Source organism: Lactobacillus jensenii DSM 20557 (genome assembly GCF_001436455.1).
Lineage (GTDB): Bacteria > Bacillota > Bacilli > Lactobacillales > Lactobacillaceae > Lactobacillus > Lactobacillus jensenii.
The window spans coordinates 1-19,766 of sequence record NZ_AYYU01000011.1 but is presented as its reverse complement, the minus strand read 5'-3'; the positions used below and the strand labels follow the sequence as shown (position 1 = coordinate 19,766).

Sequence of the window (19,766 nt, the reverse complement as noted above, 5' to 3'; positions counted from 1 at the left end):
TTTATATCAGTGAATTTATTATAACTTGTAAATTCTCCCTTAACAATTGCTAATTATGAGCGTTTTACTTGTAAGCGGTATCACTTTTAAATCAAATAAAAAGGGAATTGCATTAGCGATTCCCTTTTCTTTATTTTTAAACTTTATTAGTTCATGTTCAATGGGTCGAGGTGGATACCAGGGCCGAAAGTTGCACTTACGGCTACGCTCTTAACGTATTGACCCTTAGCACTTGCTGGACGAGCATGTAAAATAACATCTCTTAAAGCATTAAAGTTTTCAGCTAACTTTTCATCTTCAAATGAAACCTTACCGATAGGTGCGTGGATTAAACCTTGCTTATCAACGCGGTATTCAACTTGACCAGCCTTAACATTTTCTACAGCCTTCTTAACGTCCATAGTAACAGTACCAGTCTTAGGGTTTGGCATTAAGCCCTTAGGACCCAAGACACGACCAAGACGACCTACCTTAGCCATCATCATTGGTGTTGCAATAACAACATCAAAGTCTAAGTAACCGTTTTGAACTTTTTCAACTAATTCGTCAGAACCAACTTCGTCTGCACCAGCTTCCTTAGCTTGTTCAGCTTGAGGACCTTCAGCGAAAACGATAACCTTTTGGGTCTTACCAGTACCATTAGGTAAAACTAAGGCACCACGAATTTGTTGATCTGCTTGCTTAGGGTCAACTGAAAGGTTGAAAGCAACTTCAACAGTTGCGTCAAACTTTGCGTATGAAGTTTCCTTAACAAGCTTCATTGCTTCAGCTACTGAGTAAAACTTGTTTCTTTCAACTTTCTTAGCAGCTTCTAAATATTGTTTACCATGCTTTGGCATGCGAAATTCCTCCTTGCAAATGTGGTCAAACGAGCCCTCTTAGCTCTCCCACTTGATTCGTTAACTTTAATTAACGATCCGACGTTCCTAGTAAGCTTTAGTCTTCTACTTCGAAGCCCATGCTTCTAGCAGTACCTTCAACCATGCGCATTGCTGCTTCAACATCAGCTGCGTTTAGGTCTTGCATCTTGGTTTCAGCGATTTCCTTAACTTGAGCCTTGGTTACCTTAGCAACCTTCTTAGTGTTAGGTTCGCCAGAACCCTTTTCAACCTTAGCTGCCTTCTTCAATAATACAGCTGCAGGTGGAGTCTTAGTAATGAATTCGAATGAACGATCTTCATATACAGTAATAACTACAGGGATAATCATACCCTTTTGGTCTGCAGTTCTTGCATTGAAGTCCTTAGTAAAACCAACAATGTTAATGCCGGCTTGACCCAATGCAGGACCAACTGGAGGAGCAGGTGTTGCTGCACCAGCTGGGATTTGTAATTTAACAACATTAATAACTTTCTTTGCCACGGTCAAAACCTCCTTGATTCCGTGATGCGGTTAAAATGGAAGACTTACCTAGTCTTCCTCCCACAATAATAAAGATACTCTAGTATATTACCATCTTAAGCAGTATAAAACAAGCAAAAAAGCAGGTTAATTATTCATTACCGTCAAATTTCTTTACTTGGTCATAATCTAATTCAGCAGTTGTTGCTCTACCAAACATATCAACAGAAACGAAAATCTTTTCTTTATCTTCTTGAATATCGGTAATTTTACCAACCATTCCGTCAAATGCACCTTCAGTGATAGTTACTGTTTCGCCAATTTCAAAATCAATATCTGGCTTCTTAGCTTCTACGCCTTGGTTTTCTAAAATGCGAGCAATTTCATCATCTAATAATGGAGAAGGCTTAGAACCACCACCATGACTACCAACAAAACCAGTTACATTTGGAGTGTTTCTTACAATAAACCAACTTTCATCAGTCATAACCATTTCAACTAAAACGTAACCTGGGAAAATCTTTTCTTCAACTTCTTGTTTTTTACCACGAACTGTTTCTACTTTAGTTTCTTGTGGAGTTACAACTCTAAAAATAAAGTCTTGCATCCCCATTGATTGAGCACGTGATAAAAGGTCACTCTTAACTTTATCTTCATAACCTGCATAAGTATGAAGAACGTACCATTTTTTTGCTGAAGTTTCTACCATTTATAATTCTCCTTAAATTTAGACAAATAAAAAAACCTCTCTATAGAGGCTTTTTAACTAGCAAGTTGATTATATCACATAATCAGCTTTGAAACTATTAAAATGTCATTTGTGTTAAAGTGCTAAACGCCCAGTCAAGAGCACCTAAGAATAAAGCAAATAAAACTGAAGTTACAATAACTGTGGTTGTATCACGTCTATTTTGCTTTGCTGTTGGCCAAGTTACCTTCTTCATTTCGTGACCAACACTCTTAAAGAACTTAAACATAGCTACCTCGTTTCTTTATGTAAGGTCATCTTTTTACAATGTTTACAAAACTTCTTAATTTCTAATCTTTCAGTGCGAGTTTTACTTGCGGTGATTGAGTAGTTTCGCGAACCGCAAATAGTGCAAGCTAACGCTGCTTTTTTCACTGCCATAATCTCACTTCCAAACTGTATCTAATACTAGCAAAAAAATCTAATTTTCGCAATTATTACAAATAAAAAGGCCACTAGCTTAACTAGCAGTCTTTTAGTAGTGGACAAACATGCGTATCCACCGGGCGTAGAATTATTTAGTTGGTCTATTTCTTAAGATTTTCGTTGACGAAGGCTTCAATTTTATCGTCGGAGTCTTTCAAGAAAGGAAGCATATCTTCCTCAGTCTTAAGGGTATTTTTACCATTCTTTTCCATGAAGTAGTTCCAAATGGCGTCTCTAACAGGAACGTTTGAGTCACTCCAGTCGAAGACTTCCTTCATGTGACGATCCAACAAACTTGTCTTTAAAACATCTTCTGTCATCTTAAAATACCTCCTAATAATTTCTACAACTCTTATTTTACTACAGTTTACTAATTTTAGCGCAGAAAATACGCTCTCATTTTTATTCTAGTTCTTGCTATCGCTCTTTTAATGGTTTCAGGTGGTACTTGCGCAGTCATACTTGCCTGATCTAAATCTACCAATCCGGTAATTACCGTCAATGCAATCACTTCTAACTGGGATAAAGTTTGGATAAAGTTGCTTAATTCAATACTAGTAGGTAAACTAGCTTGCTCATAACTAGGATCACAAATTTGCCCTCGCTCTTTTAGTGCCTCATAAGAGATTGCACTTGCATATAGAGCTCGTCTTTTGGCAAGTTCAAACCTTAATAGATTCTTAGCCCTATTTTGTAAGCGAAGCCTAAAAAAGGTTCCAAATGTAGTTCCACGCTCAAAATCATACAATCCTGCGGATTCATAGCAAACAATTAGAGCTTCTTGATTCCAATCATTTTCATCCAGATTACGAATAAAATATCTTTTAGTAACTGCTGTTATCATCGGCTTGTATCTTTCAAATAACAAGAGCAAAGCTAGATCATCATTTTCTTTAACTCTTTGAATAAGATTTTCTATTGTTTTCATAAAAAAACTCCTCTGAGATAGATTTTTAATCAGTCTACAGAGAAGTATTTTTTCGATTTAGCGAACCTAAATTCAATTAAGCATGTATCATTTTATGTTTGAAATTACTTAGACAAAGGCATTTTATTGTTTAGCATTTGATAGAGTAAAACCCCCGTAGCTACAGAAGCATTCAAAGATTGAACATGACCTACCATTGGAATAGTCAAAGTTTGATCCATTTGTTTTAAAAGTAACGGACTAATCCCTTTTCCTTCATTACCAATAACTAAAACGCATTTTCCTTTAGTATCCCAATAGCGATAGTCTTGTCCTTCCATAGCCGTGCCAAAGAACCAATAGCCTGCCTTTTTTAATTCCTTCGTTGTTTGAACCAGATTATTAACGCGACAAACTGGGACATGATCAATTGCCCCGGTAGAAGTTTTAGCTACCACACTAGTTAAGCCGCTAGCGCGTCTTTTGGGAATTATAATGCCGTCTACTCCTGTTGCATCAGCACTTCTTAAAATAGAACCTAAATTATGAGGATCTTCAATTGAATCCAGCATTAATAAAAATGGATTTTCTTTATCAGCAATTTTTTCAACTAAATCATCTAAATCAGCATATTCAAAACTAGAAATCGCAAGCACTAAACCTTGATGATTAGCGTCTGGTACTAATTTATCAAGTTTATTTTTTGGTACTTCTTGAACAATTAAATGCTTCTTCTTTGCTAATCCATAAACTTGATTAGCAAATTCTGTTTGTACACCATTTTGCAAAAAGACTTTGTTAATCTTGTCAGCAGATTCATTCTTTAAGAAATCAATCCCAGCATGTCTTCCGAAAACAAAATCACCTTTAACTGAAGTCATAACTATCAATTCCTCCTGCTTCAACTTGCTTAATACACCAAATTGCTAATTCTACAATTCTATCATGCTTATCAAGCAACTCTAAATAACCAAAAATTGCTTCAAATCCTGTTGATAACTTATAAGTTGCTATCTTAGTGTTTTTCGCATGTGTATGACTCTTAGCATTTCTTCCTCGTTTAAAAGTAGCGAGTTCAGCTTCTGTTAAAATTTGATCATCTTGCATCTTAGAAATTAAAGCTGCCTGAGCTTTGGCCGATACATAATGTGTTGCATCTCTTTGTAAAACTTGAGGTCTTACTACTCCACCCTTTAACAAGTGGCGACGAATATAAATTTCGTAAACTGCATCTCCTAAATAAGCAAGAGTTTGTCCATTTAAAGTATCAGGATTTATATCTTTTTCAAAAAGCTGTCTTATTTTACCCACGTCTCCACTTAGTTCCTTTCGGTGTATCTTGCAAAATGATATTCATCTCTGCTAATTGATCACGAATAGTATCACTTGTTGCAAAATCTTTATTCTTTCTAGCCTCATCACGCTTTTTTACTAATTCTTCAATTTCTGCATCATCATCACTTACTTTTTCAGTAGTTAACTTATCTATATCAACACCAAATATAGCTAACCACTTTTCTAGATGTTGCAAAAACTTTCTAAGAGCTGATAAGTCGCTAGTATCTTCACTAATATTTTTATTAATTACTGGCAATAAATCATAAACTACTGACAATGCATTTTGTACATTAAAATCATCGTCCATAGCTTCTTTAAAACGATTCTCACTATCTTCAATTGCAATTGTCAAATCTTGATTTTCTTGAGAATTAGTTTCTTTTAACTTATCTTGAACATTTAAAACAGTATTCTTTATTTTATCCAAAATAATTGCTGCCTGTTTCAAATTTTCTTCAGAATAGTTAATTGGCTTACGGTATTGAACACTTGCCATGAAAAAGCGCAATACTTGTGGATCAACACGCTTCAAAATATCATGAACAGTCACAAAATTATGAAGTGACTTCGACATCTTTTGCTCATCTTTTCCCACAGTCACAAAGCCATTATGCATCCAGTAATTCACAAACTTCTTACCAGTTTTAGCTTCACTTTGGGCAATTTCATTTTCATGGTGTGGAAATTCCAAGTCTTGGCCACCACCATGAATATCAATCGTATCACCCAAGTACTTAGTAGACATCACGCTACATTCAATATGCCAACCGGGTCGACCCTTGCCCCAAGGAGAATCCCAAGCAATTTCATCACTTTGTTTTTGCTTTTTCCACAAGGCGAAGTCAATTGGATCTTCTTTTTTAGCAAATTCTGCTTCATTAACGTGCTGACTTGCACCTTCTTCAAGACTAGCAATATCTTGATCACTTAACTTGCCATAGCCAGTGAACTTCTTAGCCCGATAATACACATCACCATCAACTTCATAAGCAAAGCCCTTTTCAATCAAAGTCTTTATAAAAGCAATAATATCTTTGATTTCTTCCGTTGCTCGAGGGTGAAGTGTAGCTGGTTCAATATTTAAAGCGGTAGTATCCTCCATAAAAGCATTAATGTAGCGTTTAGCCAACTCTGGCACAGTAATACCTTCAGCTCGTGCTTCATTAATCATCTTGTCGTCAACATCAGTAAAATTAGAAACGTATTTTACGTCAAAACCCTTATATTCTAAGTAGCGCCGAATTGTATCAAAGGCAATACTTGAACGGGCATTTCCAATATGGATGTAGTTATACACAGTTGGTCCACAGACATACATGCTAACTTGGCCTGGAACAAGCGGTTTAAATTCTTCTTTTTGGCGGGTCAAAGTATTATAAATTTTCATTAGCTTACCTTCCCTTTTGAACTTCTCTTGTTACTATTCTAACAGATGATAGAAAAAAGAGGCATTTGATTATTTATCAAACAACCTCTTTAATCTAGTTAGTTAGATTTTTAATTTTTACATTTAAACTAGTATATATACCTAATGTCGAAAAAATAACTATCAAAATATTAGCAATAATTGTTACCCATTCACTCCAAATTAAGTAATCGACCAATAAAAGAACATATGGAATACAAATTAAAACATTCCACCAAGACAATCTAATAACATATGTTTTAAAATTAGCTATCCTATACATCCCAATTGTACTTGGGACACAAAGAGCTATATTACATAAAATTTGAAATAATGTGTTATCTGCTAAACAGGATATGATTAGGGCATTAAGTATAACCGTGCAAATAAATAAAATGGTTGCGCGTTCTTTTTTTATTATTCTATCCTCATTTCTACTATTCTTCTATCTAACTTAAGTATATCAAATCTGCAATTTATCAGCTATCATCACACTTTATCCACAAAAAAATCGCGTCTTTCAACGCGATTTTTTCATTATAAACCTTGCTTAGTCATTTCAGATAAAGTCAAATCAATATTGTGTTCAACCTTATCCTTACCCATTAATTCAATAGCTTCACCAATACCAGGGCCAACCATTGAACCAGTAGCAGCAATTCTAATTGGCATAAAGAGCTTTCTACCCTTAACACCAGTAACTTTTCTGGTAGCTTGAATTGCATTCATAACTTGAACAGCAGTATAGCGTGGTACAAGGTTAAGTTGCTTTCTGAATTCTTCAATTACAACGCGACCTTCATCATTCTTGATTTCTTCAACTTCTTCTTCAGTCAAAGCTTGCTTATCTTCAAAGAAGATATGTGAGAAATCAACAATTTGCTTAGTGTAAGACATTTGAACTGAGTAAATGTTAACCAATTGACGTACCCATTCCATCTTTTCTGGAGTAATGTCTTTATCCACTAAACCTGCTTCTTGCAAGTTGTTAAGTGCTAAATCAAGCAATTCATCTCTATTAGCAGTCTTAACATATTGGTTGTTTACCCATTCAAGTTTCTTTTCATCAAAGGCAGCAGGTGACTTTGATAAACGCTTAGGATCAAAATCCTTAATCAATTGTCTTTGTGAGAAGATTTCACTTTCACCAACTGGTGACCAACCAAGTAAAGTAATGAAGTTAAACATTGCTTCTGGTAAGTAACCAAGGTCACGGTATTGTTCAATAAATTGTAAAACTGATTCATCACGCTTAGAAAGCTTCTTACCAGTTGCTGCGTTGATAATCAAAGTCATGTGACCAAACTTAGGTGGTTCCCAGCCAAACGCTTCATAAACAACTAATTGCTTAGGAGTGTTGGCAATATGGTCATCCCCACGTAAAACGTGACTAATTTCCATCAAGTGGTCGTCAACAACAACTGCAAAGTTATACGTTGGCATTCCATCACGCTTTTGGATAACAAAGTCGCCACCGATAGTATCACTTTCAAAGCTAATGTGACCTTTAACAATATCATCCCATTCATAAGTTTTACCCTTAGGAATGTGAATTCTAACAACTGGCTTAAGGCCTTTTGCTTCAGCTTTTGCTTGAGCTTCCTTAATTTCATCAGCTGTCATATCTTGATATTCGTAAACGTAGTGAGGTGCGATACCCATAGCACGTTGTTCTTCACGTTGAGCTTCAAGCTCTTCTTCAGTCATGTATGAGTAGTAAGCCTTACCTTCATCAAGTAATTGCTTAATTAACTTGTTGTAAATTTCTTTTCTTTCAGATTGACGATATGGGCCATATTCTCCGCCCTTGTCTGGACCTTCATCCCAGTCAATACCTAACCAGTGAAGGTTTTCCATTTGTGACTTAGAACCGCCTTCAACATTTCTTGCAGTATCAGTATCTTCGATTCTTAGAACCAAAGTACCCTTATTGTGACGAGCAAACAAGAAGTTGAATAATGCAGTTCTTGCGTTACCAATGTGTAAATGTCCTGTTGGGCTTGGAGCATATCTAACCCGAATTTTTTGTTTAGCCAAAATAATTGCCTCTTTCACTAAAAAATAGTAGTTACTTTTTCATTTTACGCATATTATAGGAAAAGTTCAAACCCTTAACCAAAAACTAACTTTAAAGCTTGAGCTACTGTTGAAACAGGTACGACCTCAATTTTTCGATTTGCAAAACTTGCCTTCATATTAAATTTAGGAATAAAAATTCTTTTAAAGCCAATTTTTTCAGCTTCAGCAATTCTGCTTTCAATTTTATTAACACGTCGTACTTCACCAGTTAAGCCAACTTCTCCAACAAAACAGTCTTCAGAAGGAATTTCCATATCCTTATAACTTGAACCAATTGCCATGACAATTGCCAAATCAATCGCTGGCTCAGATAATTTTATCCCACCAGTCGTAGTTAAATAGGCATCTTGATTTTGTAACATCAAGTTTCCTCTTTTCTCTAAAACTGCTAGTAACAAAGCTGCTTTATTATAATCAATTCCACTGGTCGTCCTTTTAGCATAACCAAAGGCTGTTGGTGCTACAAGAGCTTGTACTTCAGCTAAAATTGGTCTAGTTCCTTCAAGTGATACAACTACACATGACCCTGTTGAATTAGGTAACCGCTCATCTAAGAAGATTGAAGATGGATTTGTTACTTCTTTTAATCCTGAATTTTCCATCTCAAACATTCCAATTTCATTGGCTGCACCAAAACGATTTTTAACTGAGTGCAAAATTCGATAAGCATGATGCTCATCCCCTTCAAAATAGAGCACAGTGTCAACCATATGTTCCAAAATCTTAGGCCCAGCAATTGCCCCTTCTTTAGTCACGTGTCCAATAATAAATACTGTGATTTGATCTATCTTAGCAATATGCATTAATTCACTAGTAACTTCTCTAACTTGCGCAGCTGAACCAACCATCGAATCAAGACTAGGTTCATTCATTGTCTGAATAGAATCAATTACTACAAAATCTGGCTTTAAATCACTAATTTGATCACGAATGTTACTCATATTAGTTTCAGGATAAAGATACATGCCGCTATCTCCTACACCCAAACGGTCTGCCCTAAGTTTGATTTGGCTAGCCGATTCTTCACCAGAAACATATAATACTTTATGCTCATTTGCCAAAGTACTCATAATTTGGAGCATTAATGTTGATTTACCAATTCCTGGATCTCCACCAATTAAAACAAGTGAACCAGTAACAATTCCTCCACCAAGAACCCTATTTAGTTCACTAAATTTAGTTGGAATGCGTGTTTCCTTTTCAGCTTTTACCTTTTCTAGAGTTACAGGTTCATGTAGGCCTGTGGTAGGCATTAAACGACTAGCCGTTTGCTTGGTACTAGTCTTACGCACTTCTTGGACTTCTTTTTCAAATTGGTTCCAGGAGCCACAATTAGGACATCTTCCTAGATATGAAGCTGAAATGTAGCCACATGAACGACACTTATATCTTGTTTGTGCTTTTGCCATTTATCTCATCTCTTTACTTTTTAGTCGAACCAAATCCACCAATCCGCTGCCGGGATACTGGTGCATCATCATCAGTCCGCAAATATTTCATAAAAATCCCTTGTGCAACTCGTTCTCCCTTTTTAATGTGGATAGGTCGTACTCCATAATTAATTAGTTGTACCATTAATTCGCCTTCATTATTAGGGTTATTATAATAGTCGCTATCAACAACCCCTATACTATTAGGGAGGCAAAGTCTTCTTTTTACAGTATTTGAAGAACGATTAGCAATTATCAGCATTTCATCATTAGGCATATAGGCTTTTACACCTGTATGGACCATAATTGGTTGCAAAATTTGATCAGCATATTCATAATCGCGTTCATTAAGTTCATGCCCATTTCTAATCAAACGGAAAATTCTTACAAAGTTCAGACGCCAAATACTTGGAATCACACAATCTTCTGCAGCTTCTATATCATATCCAGCACTAGCAAGTGTTTGCCGCTTAGGAAGTTTAATATCAGCATCTTTATATTTTTCACAGATTTCAAAGCCACGAACTTTCATAAATTTATTTTTACTCCTTTATATTCGAATACTTACTTGTCATATTTTCTATTATATAATTACGTAAAACAAGTAAATTTATTTTTTTGAGGTGTAAATTTGTTTAAACATGATTTAAAAAGCCATAACTTTTATCTAAATAATGATGAGATTCCAGAATATCGACTTCACTATAACTTAATAAAGGGCGGAAAAGTTATGGCTATTGACCATATATTTATAAATCCAGAAATTAAATCAAATTTAGTTAATGAACTGATTAAATTTGCATTAAGCTACGCACGTGCTAATCATTTAAAAGTCATGCCATTAGGTCCTACTATCCTAGCTTATTTTCAAGAAAACCAACTATCATTAGCTAATTTAGTTTATAAACCTTCATTAAGATAATAGACTCATTTAGGTAATTAAGTTAAAATATACTTAACTTTTATTAAAAGAGCAATTTAGGAGGATATTATGGCAAAAGAGATTTCACAAGCTGCAATTGAAAACTTTAAAGCAGATTTTGCAAGTCGAAAGGATGCACGTATTGCTGCACGTGCTGCTCAAACTAACGGAATTTTTAAAGCTAGTCAAGACACACAAACCCAAATTGATTTAAACCCTACTTTTTCAATAGAAATCGAAACTGGTAAAGTTGCAGATCAAAAGGCTTCTGGGCGTTGTTGGATGTTTAGTGCTCTTAATACAATGCGTCACCCACTACAAAAGAAATTTAAAATTAAGGGATTTGAATTATCCCAAAATTACACTAACTTCTGGGACAAATTTGAAAAATCAAATTGGTTCTTTGAAAACGTAATTGCTACTGCTAATCAAGATTTAGGCGACCGTAAAGTTTCATTCTTATTTGCTACACCACAACAAGATGGTGGCCAATGGGACATGCTTTGTGGATTAATTGAGAAATACGGAATTGTTCCCAAGTCTGTATATCCAGAAACTTTCAGTGCAACTAGTTCCACAGCTTTAAATGACACTTTAAACACTTTACTTAGAAAAGATGGTTTAAAGCTTAGAGAACTTGTTAAAGCCGGAAAGAGTTCAGAAGAAATTGAAAGTGCAAAAGATGAAATGCTCAACGAAGTATTTCGAGTTTTAGCAATTTCTTTGGGAGTTCCACCTAAAAAATTTGACTTTGAATATCGCGATGATGACAAAAATTACCACATTGACCGTGATATTACCCCACAAGAATTCTTTAAAAAGTATGTTGGTTGGAATTTAAGCGATTATATCTCAACTATTAATGCTCCAACTACAGACAAGCCATTCCACAAGGTATTTTCAGTTGAATATTTAGGTAATGTTGTAGGCGGTCGCCAAGTTCGTCACCTTAACTTACCAATTGACGAAATGAAGGAATTAATTATTAATCAACTTAAGTCTGGCGAAGTTGTTTGGTTCGGCTCAAATGTTGTTAAAGATTCTGAACGTAGAGCTGGTCTTTTAGATACTAAGCTTTACCGCAGAGATGAATTATTTGACGTTGACTTTTCAATGAGTAAGGCTGAAAAGCTGGATACTGGTGAAAGTTTAATGGATCATGCGATGGTCATTACTGGTGTTGACTTAGTTGACGGCAAACCAACTAAGTGGAAGATTGAAAACTCATGGGGGGGAAAAAGCTGGTTTTAAAGGCTACTTCGTTATGAGTGATGATTGGTTTAATGCTTTTGTTTACCAAGCTGTTATCAATAAGAAGTTCTTATCAGATGAACTTAAACATGCCTTTGAAGACGGCAGTAAGAATCCTATTCAATTATTGCCATGGGATCCAATGGGCGCATTAGCAATGGAATTTTAGTTAATAAACAGATACAAAAAGAGCTTCACTTCTGTGAAGCTCTTTTATCTTACCAAATATGTAACAACCGACTGTTATCTAACTTACTTAGATTAAATTGATGTACATGTTGTTGTTTATTTTCAGGAAATTCCTTTACAAAATCAGCTAAGTTATATAACCCTGTTGAATAAGTCCATACACCCTTAACTTTTCTAATAGGATCTAACATCTCATTTCTAATTGGATAAGCTGAAATGAGAAAATGCTTATGATGGAACTTGAATACAAAGTAAGGCAATTTAAACTCCTCAATTGCTTCTTCTCTTGTCTTAGCAATTGAAATTACATTGCGATAAGTTCCATATTTTTCAGTAAATTTATCATTAAATGAGAAGTAAAAATTAGAAATATGAACATGTGGAAAATCTTCTTCCTTTACTCCATCAGGAACTGCAATCACATGTTCAAAGTGATCCAAATTACTTTCTCTTTGAGATAAAGCCCGCTCCATTTGATTTGGTGTAATCATTTTAGCCCATTCTGGAACTTCTGGATGAGCCTTATAAGTATTAAACATTTGCTTAACAACTTCAGGCTTAACCCAATCATAGTGCATTCTTGTTTGATTACGCTTGAGCAAGTTATCCAAAGTGTTATTCTGCATTAAATCGACTACAAATAATTCATAGCGATATTTATCAACTAACGGTTTAAAATGTTCAATTGCACTTGGAGCAATGTGCGTTCCATCAACAATAACCGTTTCTCCATAAGACATCTTATGTTCAACTAAATTATCAACTAACTGTTCTGTTCGAACATTAACATGCCGCGGAATCACTTGATGCAAATAGTCTGCTTCTTCTTCATAATATACAGTTAAGTCAGCCAAAAGTAGGCGAATTGAATCACGACTAATTGCATACGGCTGTAAGTGATGGCGGGCAATAAATGAGGACTTTCCCGATCCTGGGGCCCCTCTCAATAAGAATATTTTGCGCATCGCTTATTCTCCATACCTAGAAATTTCTTTACACTGTTAAAGATTTTACCATAAAATGTGCGCTTTTTATGAATGTAAATGTAATTAGCTTAAAATTTTCTTGTCAATAATTTTAAGCTCATCATTCATTGTATAAACAATCGGCTCGGCATTTGGTACTTCTAAGTTAACAATATCATGATTATCAATTGATTCAAGCTTTTTGATTAAGGCACGTAAACTAGAACCATGAGCTACAATTAATTGATCCTTCCCTTGAATGAGTTGACTAGCCACCTGCTCATGATAATAAGGCATTAATCTTTTTTGAGTTTGATGTAAGCTTTCAGCCTTAGGCAGTATATGAGGATCAATCATGTTATAGCGACGGTCATTTAGACTATCTTGAGCAAGGGGCGGAACTTCATCAAAGCCTCTACGCCAGTTTTTTATTTGTTCCACACCAAAGATTTCACGGGCTTTATCTTTATTAATACCACGGAGTGCTCCATAATGTCTCTCATTTAATCGCCAAGTTTTGGTAATAGGTAAATATAAAAAATCATTAACCTCACTAATAATATTCGCAGTCATAATAGCTCGAGACAATAACGAGGTATGGATATGTGTTGGTGTAAAATCTGGGATATCCTTGATTAATTCTCCCGCTACTTTTGCTTCATCAATTCCTCGTTTGCTTAAGCTAATATCATTCCACCCTGTAAAAATATTTTTAGCATTCGCAATGCTTTCACCGTGTCTAACTAAAACAAGTTTTACCATTATCAAAATCCTATCTAAATAAGGCGTAAAATCCGCCTATGAACAAGATTATTCCAAAAATTAGATATGCCTTTAATCCTCGCTGATTATTTGGTTGGTGTCTACGATTGTAATAAAAAGACATATCATAGATTCCCATAATCAGTAATACAGCTGCCAAAAAGTATTTGTTTTCCATATTAATCATCCTTATTTAAAACAATCATGCTTTCCTTTATTCCGCGTTGGTATTCTGCCTGTAAAGTAACATGATTAATACCTAATTTTTCTTTAAGCTCATGCCCTATCTTCATATAAAGTTGTTCAAGTTGTACTACACTCATTTTTTCAGTTACATTGATATGAGCATCCATCATAATCAAATCATCACTATAGCGCCAGACATGCAAATGATGCAAATTTGTAACTTCGGGAAAAGTAAGAACAAGCTTTTTTATTTCATCTAAATCTACGTTAGGATTTGATTCCATCAAAATATTAGCCGCTTTTCTAGTGATTTTATAGGCTTCAAACATTACAAAAATAGAAACTAGCAATGTCATCAACGGGTCAATTAAGCTACTCTTCCAGAAATAAATCATTGCCGCACCAATTACAACAGCAACACTTGACAACGCATCTGACATCATATGTAAAAAAGTTGAGCGCACATTTAAATTATGAGCAGAATCACTCTTCATTACTAGCATTGAGATCCCATTTGCTATTAACCCAATGATAGCTATTATCAACATCAACTTTCCCTTTACTTCTTGTGGCTGACTGAATCGCTCAAAAGCTTCAATCATCAAAAAGAAACTAATAACAAATAAAACAACACCATTAGTAAATGCCGCTAATGTTTCAGCACGCTGATAGCCAAAAGTCTTTCTTTTGTTACGATCTTTTTGCCCAATTAAGTGAGCTATGAAAGAAATCACAATTGCCGCTACATCACTTAAATTATGCACAGCATCTGAAAGTAAGGCTAATGATCCAGAAAAAATCCCACCTAAAAACTCAGCTAAAGTAATTATTATGTTTAATGCAGTTACAAAAAAATACTTACTTGTAATTTTATTTTGCCTCATAATTACTCCTAAAAGTCTTCAGCTTTAATGTTGTAATCAACTATTTCAAATTTTCCATCATCACTTAATATTCCCCGGGTAATACTTCCATTATCTGGGAATGCAATATCATGGATACCATCACTCTTATTCCAATACTTAATTGCTAAGGTCTTTATAAAGTCGCCATGTGATACCAACAAAACTCGATTTTCATTAACAGTTTCTTCACGGAGTTTTTTAATTGCCCGAATCATTCTAGTATTAAGTTCATCATAATTTTCAGCTAAATGTCTTGGATCTGCAGCTTTAGTTGCTTCTCTAAATTTATACAGCCCCAGCTGATTAATAATTTTTTGAACATCTCTTTCTTTACCCAGTCCTGCTTTTTGGCTGATACATTCCCAGGTTTGATCAATGTCATCCCCTTCAAATGAGCCAAAAAAGACTTCTCTAAATTCTGGCAATTTTTTAATTTTTCCTATTTCGGAAACTTCATTAGCATTTTTCATTAAATGAACAGTATTTATTGCTCTTTTTAAGTCAGAAGAATACATATTATCAAAATGAATCTGTGACAACGCTTCAGCTGTCTTTTTCAAGTCATTAATACCTTTTATCGTCAAGGGGGAATCAGCCCAACCTTGAACCTTATTCAGCTGATTGAACATTGTTTCACCGTGTCTGATTAAATATACTTCAGTCGTCATTTATATCCTCCTTTTTACTAATTCCATTCTACCATCAAATTCGAGAAAGTTTTTTTCAAAAAATTCTAACGGTAAGCTTGCCAGCCCAAATATACCGCTAAAAAGATAGCAAAAATAAAAGTTATAATTCTTACAGCCTTGACTGGTAAGTACTTAATAATCATTTGCCCCAAAAATCCCTCAATAAATAGCCCAATTGCCAGAGGAATTGCCTTAATCCAGTATACTTTTGAAGTGAAAAGAAAGATTATTAAAGCAATCAGATTTCCCAAAGAGCCTATTACATTTTTCACAGCATTAACAACAACAAAGTCATCATTACTGACGCTAAGTAAAGCAATCAGCATTAATATCCCTGCTGCTGCACCGAAATATCCAGTATAGACACCTGCCGCAAACATTTCGATCTTTGCCAAAAATTGATTATTTGCCTTTCTTTGATATGTACTCTTTTTACCGCTCATTAGAAATAAAAAAGCAGAAAGAAAGACAAAAAATGGTACCAACTTTTCAAAAATTTTCCTGGGAAATATTACAACCAAAAAACTACCAATTGCAGCACCAATTGAAATTAAAATAATGTATTTAATATATTTGTGCCATGAACTTTTTAATTCTTTCATAGAAGAAACTGCTGAACCTAATCCTGTAAAAATTAAGGCCGCTGTATTAGTAACATTAGCATAAACTGGCGCCACCCCAGCAAGTAGTAAGGCCGGATAAGATACAAGTGAAGCCATACTTGATACCACTGAAACTATTCCTGCTAAAATACCAGCTCCTATTAAAAAAATCGAAACTAAAATTTCCCCTACCATAAACTTCCTCTTTTCAAATCCTTACTTAACTTTTCAATATAAAATTGCGTAGAATAGACTTATAAATAATTTTATCAAAGAAAGGATTAAGTTATGAAAAAAGTTGCCGTAATTTTTGCAGATGGTTGTGAAGAAGTTGAAGGCTTAAGTCAAGTTGATGTTTTGCGTCGCTTAGGCTTGCAAGCTGATATGGTTGGCTTAACTAGCAAAGAAGTCTTAGGTGATCACAAGATTAAATTGACTTGTGACAAGGTTGTTGATGATAGTTTACTTGATTATGATTTAGTCTCCTTCCCTGGCGGACTAGCTGGAGCCAAGAACTTGGCAGCAAGTCAAAAGTTAGCTGAAATAATGCAAAAGCGTCATCAAGCTGGCAAGTGGATTGCAGCGATGTGTGCTGCACCAATGGCCTTAGGAAAATATGGTCTTTTAGCAGATACCGATTTCACTTGTTATCCTGGTTTTGAAGATGAAATTTCTATTGATTGCCCAACTGGAAGATTTCATGAAGATATTGTCGTTACTGATCAAAAGCAAAAAGTTATCACTAGCCGTGGTCCAGCCACTGCTTGGGCCTTTTCATACGCTCTTGCTAATGCTTTAGGTGTTGAAACTGCTGAACTTGAAAAAGGCATGCTTTACAACTACTTAAAAGAAAATATTTAGTATAAAAAGCTGGCTTTGCCAGCTTTTTATATTTACATTTATTTTTTCCATCATATTTACATTTATTTTTTCCATCATTAGAATGATAATAATATCTTTTCTTAAGCCTAATACTATAGAGAGGAATAGTTGTTATGAGATATCGAATTCAAGCAATTTTATTTGTACTAGTTGCCTTTATGCTTGGTTGCAACGAATACATGATTGTTGGAGTTTTACCTAGTATATATCAAGACTTAAAAATTCCATTATCATTACTAGGTCTTTTAGTAACCTTGTTTGCCATGGTTTACTCAATCTGCACACCGATTATTTCAATTGTTTGCAATCGTTTTAAACGGCATAATGTTTTATTTATACTTTTAACAATTTTTTTATTAGCTAATACCTGGACTGCACTTGCACCCAACTTCATTTCAATCTTACTTTCTAGAATTCTATCTGGATCAACTGCAGGAGCAATTATTTCAATAACGATTATTATGGCCAGTTTTATTGCCCCTCCTGCTAAACGAGCTAGTTTAATTTCCTGGGTATTTGCTGGTTTTAGTATTGCCAATGTTGCTGGAGTTCCAATAGGTAATAAAATCGCTGAACTAGGTTCCTGGCGAAATAGTTTTTGGATGGTTACTATTTTAACAATCTTTATCTTTGCAGCTTTAATTGTCTATGCTCCACGTGATACCCCACAACTAAATATCAAAAATGACACCAGTAAAAAATCCCACCAAGGTGGAGCAGCTTTCATTAAAGATAAACGTACCATCTTAACTTGTCTCTTTATTGTTTTCGTTTGTGCAGCTCAATTTAGTTACTATACCTATATCACCAAGATACTTACAGAATCAATGGGATTTAAAACTGAGCTTTTGTCACCATTACTTTTTATTTTAGGTTTTGTTTCTATTATCGGAAATAAAATTGGTGGCTATATCGCTGGACGGGGCAATATGAAAGATATTCCTTGGTTATATTTATTCATGGCGATTGCTTTAGTTGTAACAGGCTTTACCATGCAATTACGAATTTTTGCCTTTATTTTAATTGCACTTATATGTATCGTTAACTGCTCATATGGTTCAAGTGTTACTGTATTTCTATTAGATATCGCAAGTCACTCATACCCACAAGCCTTGGATTTAGCTTCATCCCTTAATCCCGTTTTTTCTAACGTGGGAATTGCAGTTGGATCATTAGTAGCTGCTCAAGCAATCAACTTTATTTCTATTGCTCAAATTGTCTTTATTTCAGCAATTTTTGCCTTTATTGCCTTTATTCTTGCTATGACAATCAAATATCTTATTCGTTAAAAAGCGGCCATATAGGGTTGCTTTTTTGCATATTATTAGGATTCTAGCAATAAATATGTTTAGATAGTAATAACACTTTTCATTAGGAGGTATTATTTTGAGTTTAGTATTTATCGAACCAGCAAAATTATCGGATTTAGCCGACATTATGGAAATAATTAATTCATCCAAAAAGTTTTTAAAAGACTCCGGAAGTAATCAATGGCAAAACGGCTACCCTGATGAAGCGGTTATTAAACAAGATATTACCAACGAAGATGCTTGGATTTTAAAAGTAGATGGTCAAACAGCTGGCTATGCAGCTATTATTATCGGTGAAGAACCTACTTATGCAGAAATTAGCCATGGTTCTTGGGAAAATAATAATGACCCTTATGCAACAATCCACCGCTTAGCAATCAGCAGTAAATACCGTGGGCAAAACTTATCTGGACTTATGATGAGCAATTTAATTTCGGCAATGAGAGTTAAAGGAATTGAAAATTATCGCATTGATACTGCTCCTGTTAATAAAATCGTTCAAAGAATTGCTGAAAAAAATGGTTTTGTTTATCGTGGAATGATTGAGGTAGACAATGAACCAGTTGATCCAGAACGTGTAGCATATGAACTTAATTTAAGAAAATATGAATAACTAGAAAAAGGAAACCTGAAAATGGTTTCCTTTTTTAAATATTTTTCTTTATTTTCAATGTTCAAGCGGGTAAACTTAATGAGTATACTTTGCTATGCAATTCAAAGGAGATAGAACATTGAAATATAAATTACAGTCAATCATGTTCGTTTTAGTAGCTTTCATGCTCGGTTGTAACGAATACATGGTAGTGGCGGTTTTAGAAAATATCAGCGCAGACTTAAAAATTCAAATTTCCCTTTTAGGTATTTTGGTTACTGTCTTTGCTTTCGTTTATTCTATATGTACGCCTATTATATCTATTGTTTTTGCACACGTTAAACGCCATCTAGTGTTATTTGGACTCTTAGTTGTGTTTATTATTGCTAACACACTAACTGCTCTTGCACCTAACTTTTACGTGCTCATCATTTCCAGAATTTTATCTGGTGCAACTGCTGGATCAATTATTTCTATCACAATAATTATGACCAACTTTATTGCACCAGCTGAAAAAAGAGCTGGTTTGATTTCTTGGGTATATTCTGGTGCCGGTATTGCAAACTTACTTGGTGTTCCTGTTGGTAATAAAATTGCCGAAATCTTTTCATGGCGGTATAGTTTTGCAATTATTACTATTCTTAGTGTAATTGTTTTACTGCTTTTAATTTCTTTAGCACCTAGAAACACACCACAAATTACTGCTAAAAATACCAGCAAGAACACTGAATCTATTCATAACACTGATAAGCAAGACTTTATTAAAGATATCAGAGTTATTTTAACTTGCGCATTTATTGTTTTTGCATGTGCAGCTCAATTTAGTTACTATACCTA

General features: G+C 34.7%; 24 protein-coding genes and 1 pseudogene. 6 read left to right on the top strand and 19 right to left on the bottom strand.

Annotation, left to right across the window (positions count from 1 at the left end):
- Positions 1-146 precede the first annotated feature (146 nt).
- From rplA to FC45_RS04155, 13 genes are all read right to left on the bottom strand, one after another.
- Positions 147-839, bottom strand: a complete 693-nt coding sequence (gene rplA / locus FC45_RS04215) for a 50S ribosomal protein L1 (protein WP_006585152.1) — start codon at positions 837-839, stop codon at positions 147-149.
- 97 nt (positions 840-936) lie between these two features.
- Positions 937-1,362: a 50S ribosomal protein L11 gene (gene rplK, locus FC45_RS04210; protein ID WP_006585814.1), complete on the bottom strand. Its 426-nt coding sequence runs from the start codon at positions 1,360-1,362 to the stop codon at positions 937-939.
- Between the two features lie 130 nt (positions 1,363-1,492).
- The gene (nusG, locus tag FC45_RS04205; protein ID WP_006588249.1) at positions 1,493-2,050 is read right to left on the bottom strand and encodes a transcription termination/antitermination protein NusG; all 558 of its coding nucleotides are present in this window, start codon (positions 2,048-2,050) and stop codon (positions 1,493-1,495) included.
- Between the two features lie 97 nt (positions 2,051-2,147).
- The gene (secE, locus tag FC45_RS04200) at positions 2,148-2,318 is read right to left on the bottom strand and encodes a preprotein translocase subunit SecE (protein ID WP_006585154.1); all 171 of its coding nucleotides are present in this window, start codon (positions 2,316-2,318) and stop codon (positions 2,148-2,150) included.
- A 2-nt stretch (positions 2,319-2,320) separates the two neighbouring features.
- On the bottom strand, positions 2,321-2,470 hold the full coding sequence (gene rpmG / locus FC45_RS04195; protein WP_006585155.1) for a 50S ribosomal protein L33: 150 nt from the start codon (positions 2,468-2,470) through the stop codon (positions 2,321-2,323).
- Between the two features lie 146 nt (positions 2,471-2,616).
- Positions 2,617-2,835, bottom strand: a complete 219-nt coding sequence (locus tag FC45_RS04190; RefSeq protein WP_006585156.1) for a P8 family protein — start codon at positions 2,833-2,835, stop codon at positions 2,617-2,619.
- 56 nt (positions 2,836-2,891) lie between these two features.
- Positions 2,892-3,443 carry an RNA polymerase sigma factor gene (locus FC45_RS04185; RefSeq protein ID WP_006585157.1) on the bottom strand — a complete coding sequence of 184 codons (552 nt, stop codon included), beginning with the start codon at positions 3,441-3,443 and terminating at the stop codon, positions 2,892-2,894.
- 104 nt (positions 3,444-3,547) lie between these two features.
- On the bottom strand, positions 3,548-4,303 hold the full coding sequence (gene rlmB / locus FC45_RS04180) for a 23S rRNA (guanosine(2251)-2'-O)-methyltransferase RlmB (RefSeq protein ID WP_006585158.1): 756 nt from the start codon (positions 4,301-4,303) through the stop codon (positions 3,548-3,550).
- Positions 4,290-4,733 (bottom strand): Mini-ribonuclease 3, encoded by a 444-nt coding sequence (locus tag FC45_RS04175; protein WP_057706403.1) that lies wholly within the window; start codon positions 4,731-4,733, stop codon positions 4,290-4,292. The genes rlmB and FC45_RS04175 overlap by 14 nt, the downstream gene beginning before the upstream one ends.
- A complete protein-coding gene (gene cysS, locus FC45_RS04170) occupies positions 4,726-6,147 on the bottom strand; it encodes a cysteine--tRNA ligase (RefSeq protein ID WP_006588250.1) in 1,422 nt (473 codons plus the stop codon). Before cysS ends, FC45_RS04175 begins: the two co-directional genes overlap by 8 nt.
- A 555-nt stretch (positions 6,148-6,702) precedes the next feature.
- Positions 6,703-8,202, bottom strand: a complete 1,500-nt coding sequence (gene gltX, locus FC45_RS04165) for a glutamate--tRNA ligase (protein ID WP_006585161.1) — start codon at positions 8,200-8,202, stop codon at positions 6,703-6,705.
- Between the two features lie 74 nt (positions 8,203-8,276).
- Positions 8,277-9,653 (bottom strand): DNA repair protein RadA, encoded by a 1,377-nt coding sequence (gene radA, locus FC45_RS04160; RefSeq protein ID WP_006585162.1) that lies wholly within the window; start codon positions 9,651-9,653, stop codon positions 8,277-8,279.
- A gap of 13 nt (positions 9,654-9,666) precedes the next feature.
- On the bottom strand, positions 9,667-10,206 hold the full coding sequence (locus tag FC45_RS04155) for a dCTP deaminase/dUTPase family protein (RefSeq protein WP_006585163.1): 540 nt from the start codon (positions 10,204-10,206) through the stop codon (positions 9,667-9,669).
- Between the two features lie 99 nt (positions 10,207-10,305).
- On the opposite strand from FC45_RS04155, the gene FC45_RS04150 reads away from it, so the two are divergent.
- Both FC45_RS04150 and pepC read left to right on the top strand, forming a co-directional pair.
- Complete coding sequence (locus tag FC45_RS04150; RefSeq protein ID WP_006585164.1) at positions 10,306-10,596, top strand: GNAT family N-acetyltransferase; 291 nt, start codon at positions 10,306-10,308, stop codon at positions 10,594-10,596.
- Positions 10,597-10,665: 69 nt separating this feature from the next.
- Positions 10,666-12,016: pseudogene (gene pepC, locus FC45_RS04145) on the top strand (aminopeptidase C).
- A gap of 49 nt (positions 12,017-12,065) precedes the next feature.
- Here the strand turns inward: pepC and FC45_RS04140 are convergent.
- From FC45_RS04140 to FC45_RS04120, 6 genes are all read right to left on the bottom strand, one after another.
- Complete coding sequence (locus tag FC45_RS04140) at positions 12,066-13,001, bottom strand: AAA family ATPase (RefSeq protein WP_006585165.1); 936 nt, start codon at positions 12,999-13,001, stop codon at positions 12,066-12,068.
- 84 nt (positions 13,002-13,085) lie between these two features.
- Positions 13,086-13,763, bottom strand: coding sequence for a 2,3-bisphosphoglycerate-dependent phosphoglycerate mutase (locus tag FC45_RS04135; RefSeq protein WP_006588253.1), 678 nt, complete (start codon positions 13,761-13,763; stop codon positions 13,086-13,088).
- Positions 13,764-13,773: 10 nt separating this feature from the next.
- A complete protein-coding gene (locus FC45_RS07755; protein ID WP_075362434.1) occupies positions 13,774-13,950 on the bottom strand; it encodes a DUF308 domain-containing protein in 177 nt (58 codons plus the stop codon).
- Positions 13,943-14,833: a cation diffusion facilitator family transporter gene (locus FC45_RS04130; protein WP_006588254.1), complete on the bottom strand. Its 891-nt coding sequence runs from the start codon at positions 14,831-14,833 to the stop codon at positions 13,943-13,945. The genes FC45_RS07755 and FC45_RS04130 overlap by 8 nt, the downstream gene beginning before the upstream one ends.
- A gap of 8 nt (positions 14,834-14,841) precedes the next feature.
- A complete protein-coding gene (locus FC45_RS04125) occupies positions 14,842-15,522 on the bottom strand; it encodes a histidine phosphatase family protein (RefSeq protein ID WP_057706402.1) in 681 nt (226 codons plus the stop codon).
- A 65-nt stretch (positions 15,523-15,587) separates the two neighbouring features.
- Positions 15,588-16,340 (bottom strand): sulfite exporter TauE/SafE family protein, encoded by a 753-nt coding sequence (locus FC45_RS04120; RefSeq protein ID WP_057706399.1) that lies wholly within the window; start codon positions 16,338-16,340, stop codon positions 15,588-15,590.
- Between the two features lie 93 nt (positions 16,341-16,433).
- Between FC45_RS04120 and FC45_RS04115 the strand changes: the two genes are divergently transcribed.
- The 4 genes from FC45_RS04115 to FC45_RS04100 all read left to right on the top strand — a co-directional run.
- A complete protein-coding gene (locus FC45_RS04115; protein WP_006585170.1) occupies positions 16,434-17,006 on the top strand; it encodes a DJ-1 family glyoxalase III in 573 nt (190 codons plus the stop codon).
- A gap of 134 nt (positions 17,007-17,140) precedes the next feature.
- The gene (locus FC45_RS04110; RefSeq protein ID WP_006585171.1) at positions 17,141-18,316 is read left to right on the top strand and encodes an MFS transporter; all 1,176 of its coding nucleotides are present in this window, start codon (positions 17,141-17,143) and stop codon (positions 18,314-18,316) included.
- Positions 18,317-18,413: 97 nt separating this feature from the next.
- Positions 18,414-18,950: a GNAT family N-acetyltransferase gene (locus FC45_RS04105; protein WP_006588255.1), complete on the top strand. Its 537-nt coding sequence runs from the start codon at positions 18,414-18,416 to the stop codon at positions 18,948-18,950.
- Between the two features lie 118 nt (positions 18,951-19,068).
- Positions 19,069-19,766: MFS transporter (locus FC45_RS04100; protein ID WP_155517705.1), on the top strand; the 698-nt coding region annotated here is incomplete at its 3' end.

What these genes read in the sequence shown, in the direction of transcription:
- rplA (WP_006585152.1), bottom strand. Translation starts at nt 839, where the DNA reads ATGCCAAAGCATGGTAAACAATATTTAGAAGCTGCTAAGAAAGTTGAA.
- nusG (WP_006588249.1), bottom strand. Translation starts at nt 2,050, where the DNA reads ATGGTAGAAACTTCAGCAAAAAAATGGTACGTTCTTCATACTTATGCA.
- secE (WP_006585154.1), bottom strand. Translation starts at nt 2,318, where the DNA reads ATGTTTAAGTTCTTTAAGAGTGTTGGTCACGAAATGAAGAAGGTAACT.
- rpmG (WP_006585155.1), bottom strand. Translation starts at nt 2,470, where the DNA reads ATGGCAGTGAAAAAAGCAGCGTTAGCTTGCACTATTTGCGGTTCGCGA.
- FC45_RS04190 (WP_006585156.1), bottom strand. Translation starts at nt 2,835, where the DNA reads ATGACAGAAGATGTTTTAAAGACAAGTTTGTTGGATCGTCACATGAAG.
- FC45_RS04185 (WP_006585157.1), bottom strand. Translation starts at nt 3,443, where the DNA reads ATGAAAACAATAGAAAATCTTATTCAAAGAGTTAAAGAAAATGATGAT.
- rlmB (WP_006585158.1), bottom strand. Translation starts at nt 4,303, where the DNA reads ATGACTTCAGTTAAAGGTGATTTTGTTTTCGGAAGACATGCTGGGATT.
- cysS (WP_006588250.1), bottom strand. Translation starts at nt 6,147, where the DNA reads ATGAAAATTTATAATACTTTGACCCGCCAAAAAGAAGAATTTAAACCG.
- radA (WP_006585162.1), bottom strand. Translation starts at nt 9,653, where the DNA reads ATGGCAAAAGCACAAACAAGATATAAGTGTCGTTCATGTGGCTACATT.
- FC45_RS04155 (WP_006585163.1), bottom strand. Translation starts at nt 10,206, where the DNA reads ATGAAAGTTCGTGGCTTTGAAATCTGTGAAAAATATAAAGATGCTGAT.
- FC45_RS04140 (WP_006585165.1), bottom strand. Translation starts at nt 13,001, where the DNA reads ATGCGCAAAATATTCTTATTGAGAGGGGCCCCAGGATCGGGAAAGTCC.
- FC45_RS04135 (WP_006588253.1), bottom strand. Translation starts at nt 13,763, where the DNA reads ATGGTAAAACTTGTTTTAGTTAGACACGGTGAAAGCATTGCGAATGCT.
- FC45_RS07755 (WP_075362434.1), bottom strand. Translation starts at nt 13,950, where the DNA reads ATGATTAATATGGAAAACAAATACTTTTTGGCAGCTGTATTACTGATT.
- FC45_RS04130 (WP_006588254.1), bottom strand. Translation starts at nt 14,833, where the DNA reads ATGAGGCAAAATAAAATTACAAGTAAGTATTTTTTTGTAACTGCATTA.
- FC45_RS04125 (WP_057706402.1), bottom strand. Translation starts at nt 15,522, where the DNA reads ATGACGACTGAAGTATATTTAATCAGACACGGTGAAACAATGTTCAAT.
- FC45_RS04120 (WP_057706399.1), bottom strand. Translation starts at nt 16,340, where the DNA reads ATGGTAGGGGAAATTTTAGTTTCGATTTTTTTAATAGGAGCTGGTATT.
- FC45_RS04115 (WP_006585170.1), top strand. Translation starts at nt 16,434, where the DNA reads ATGAAAAAAGTTGCCGTAATTTTTGCAGATGGTTGTGAAGAAGTTGAA.
- FC45_RS04110 (WP_006585171.1), top strand. Translation starts at nt 17,141, where the DNA reads ATGAGATATCGAATTCAAGCAATTTTATTTGTACTAGTTGCCTTTATG.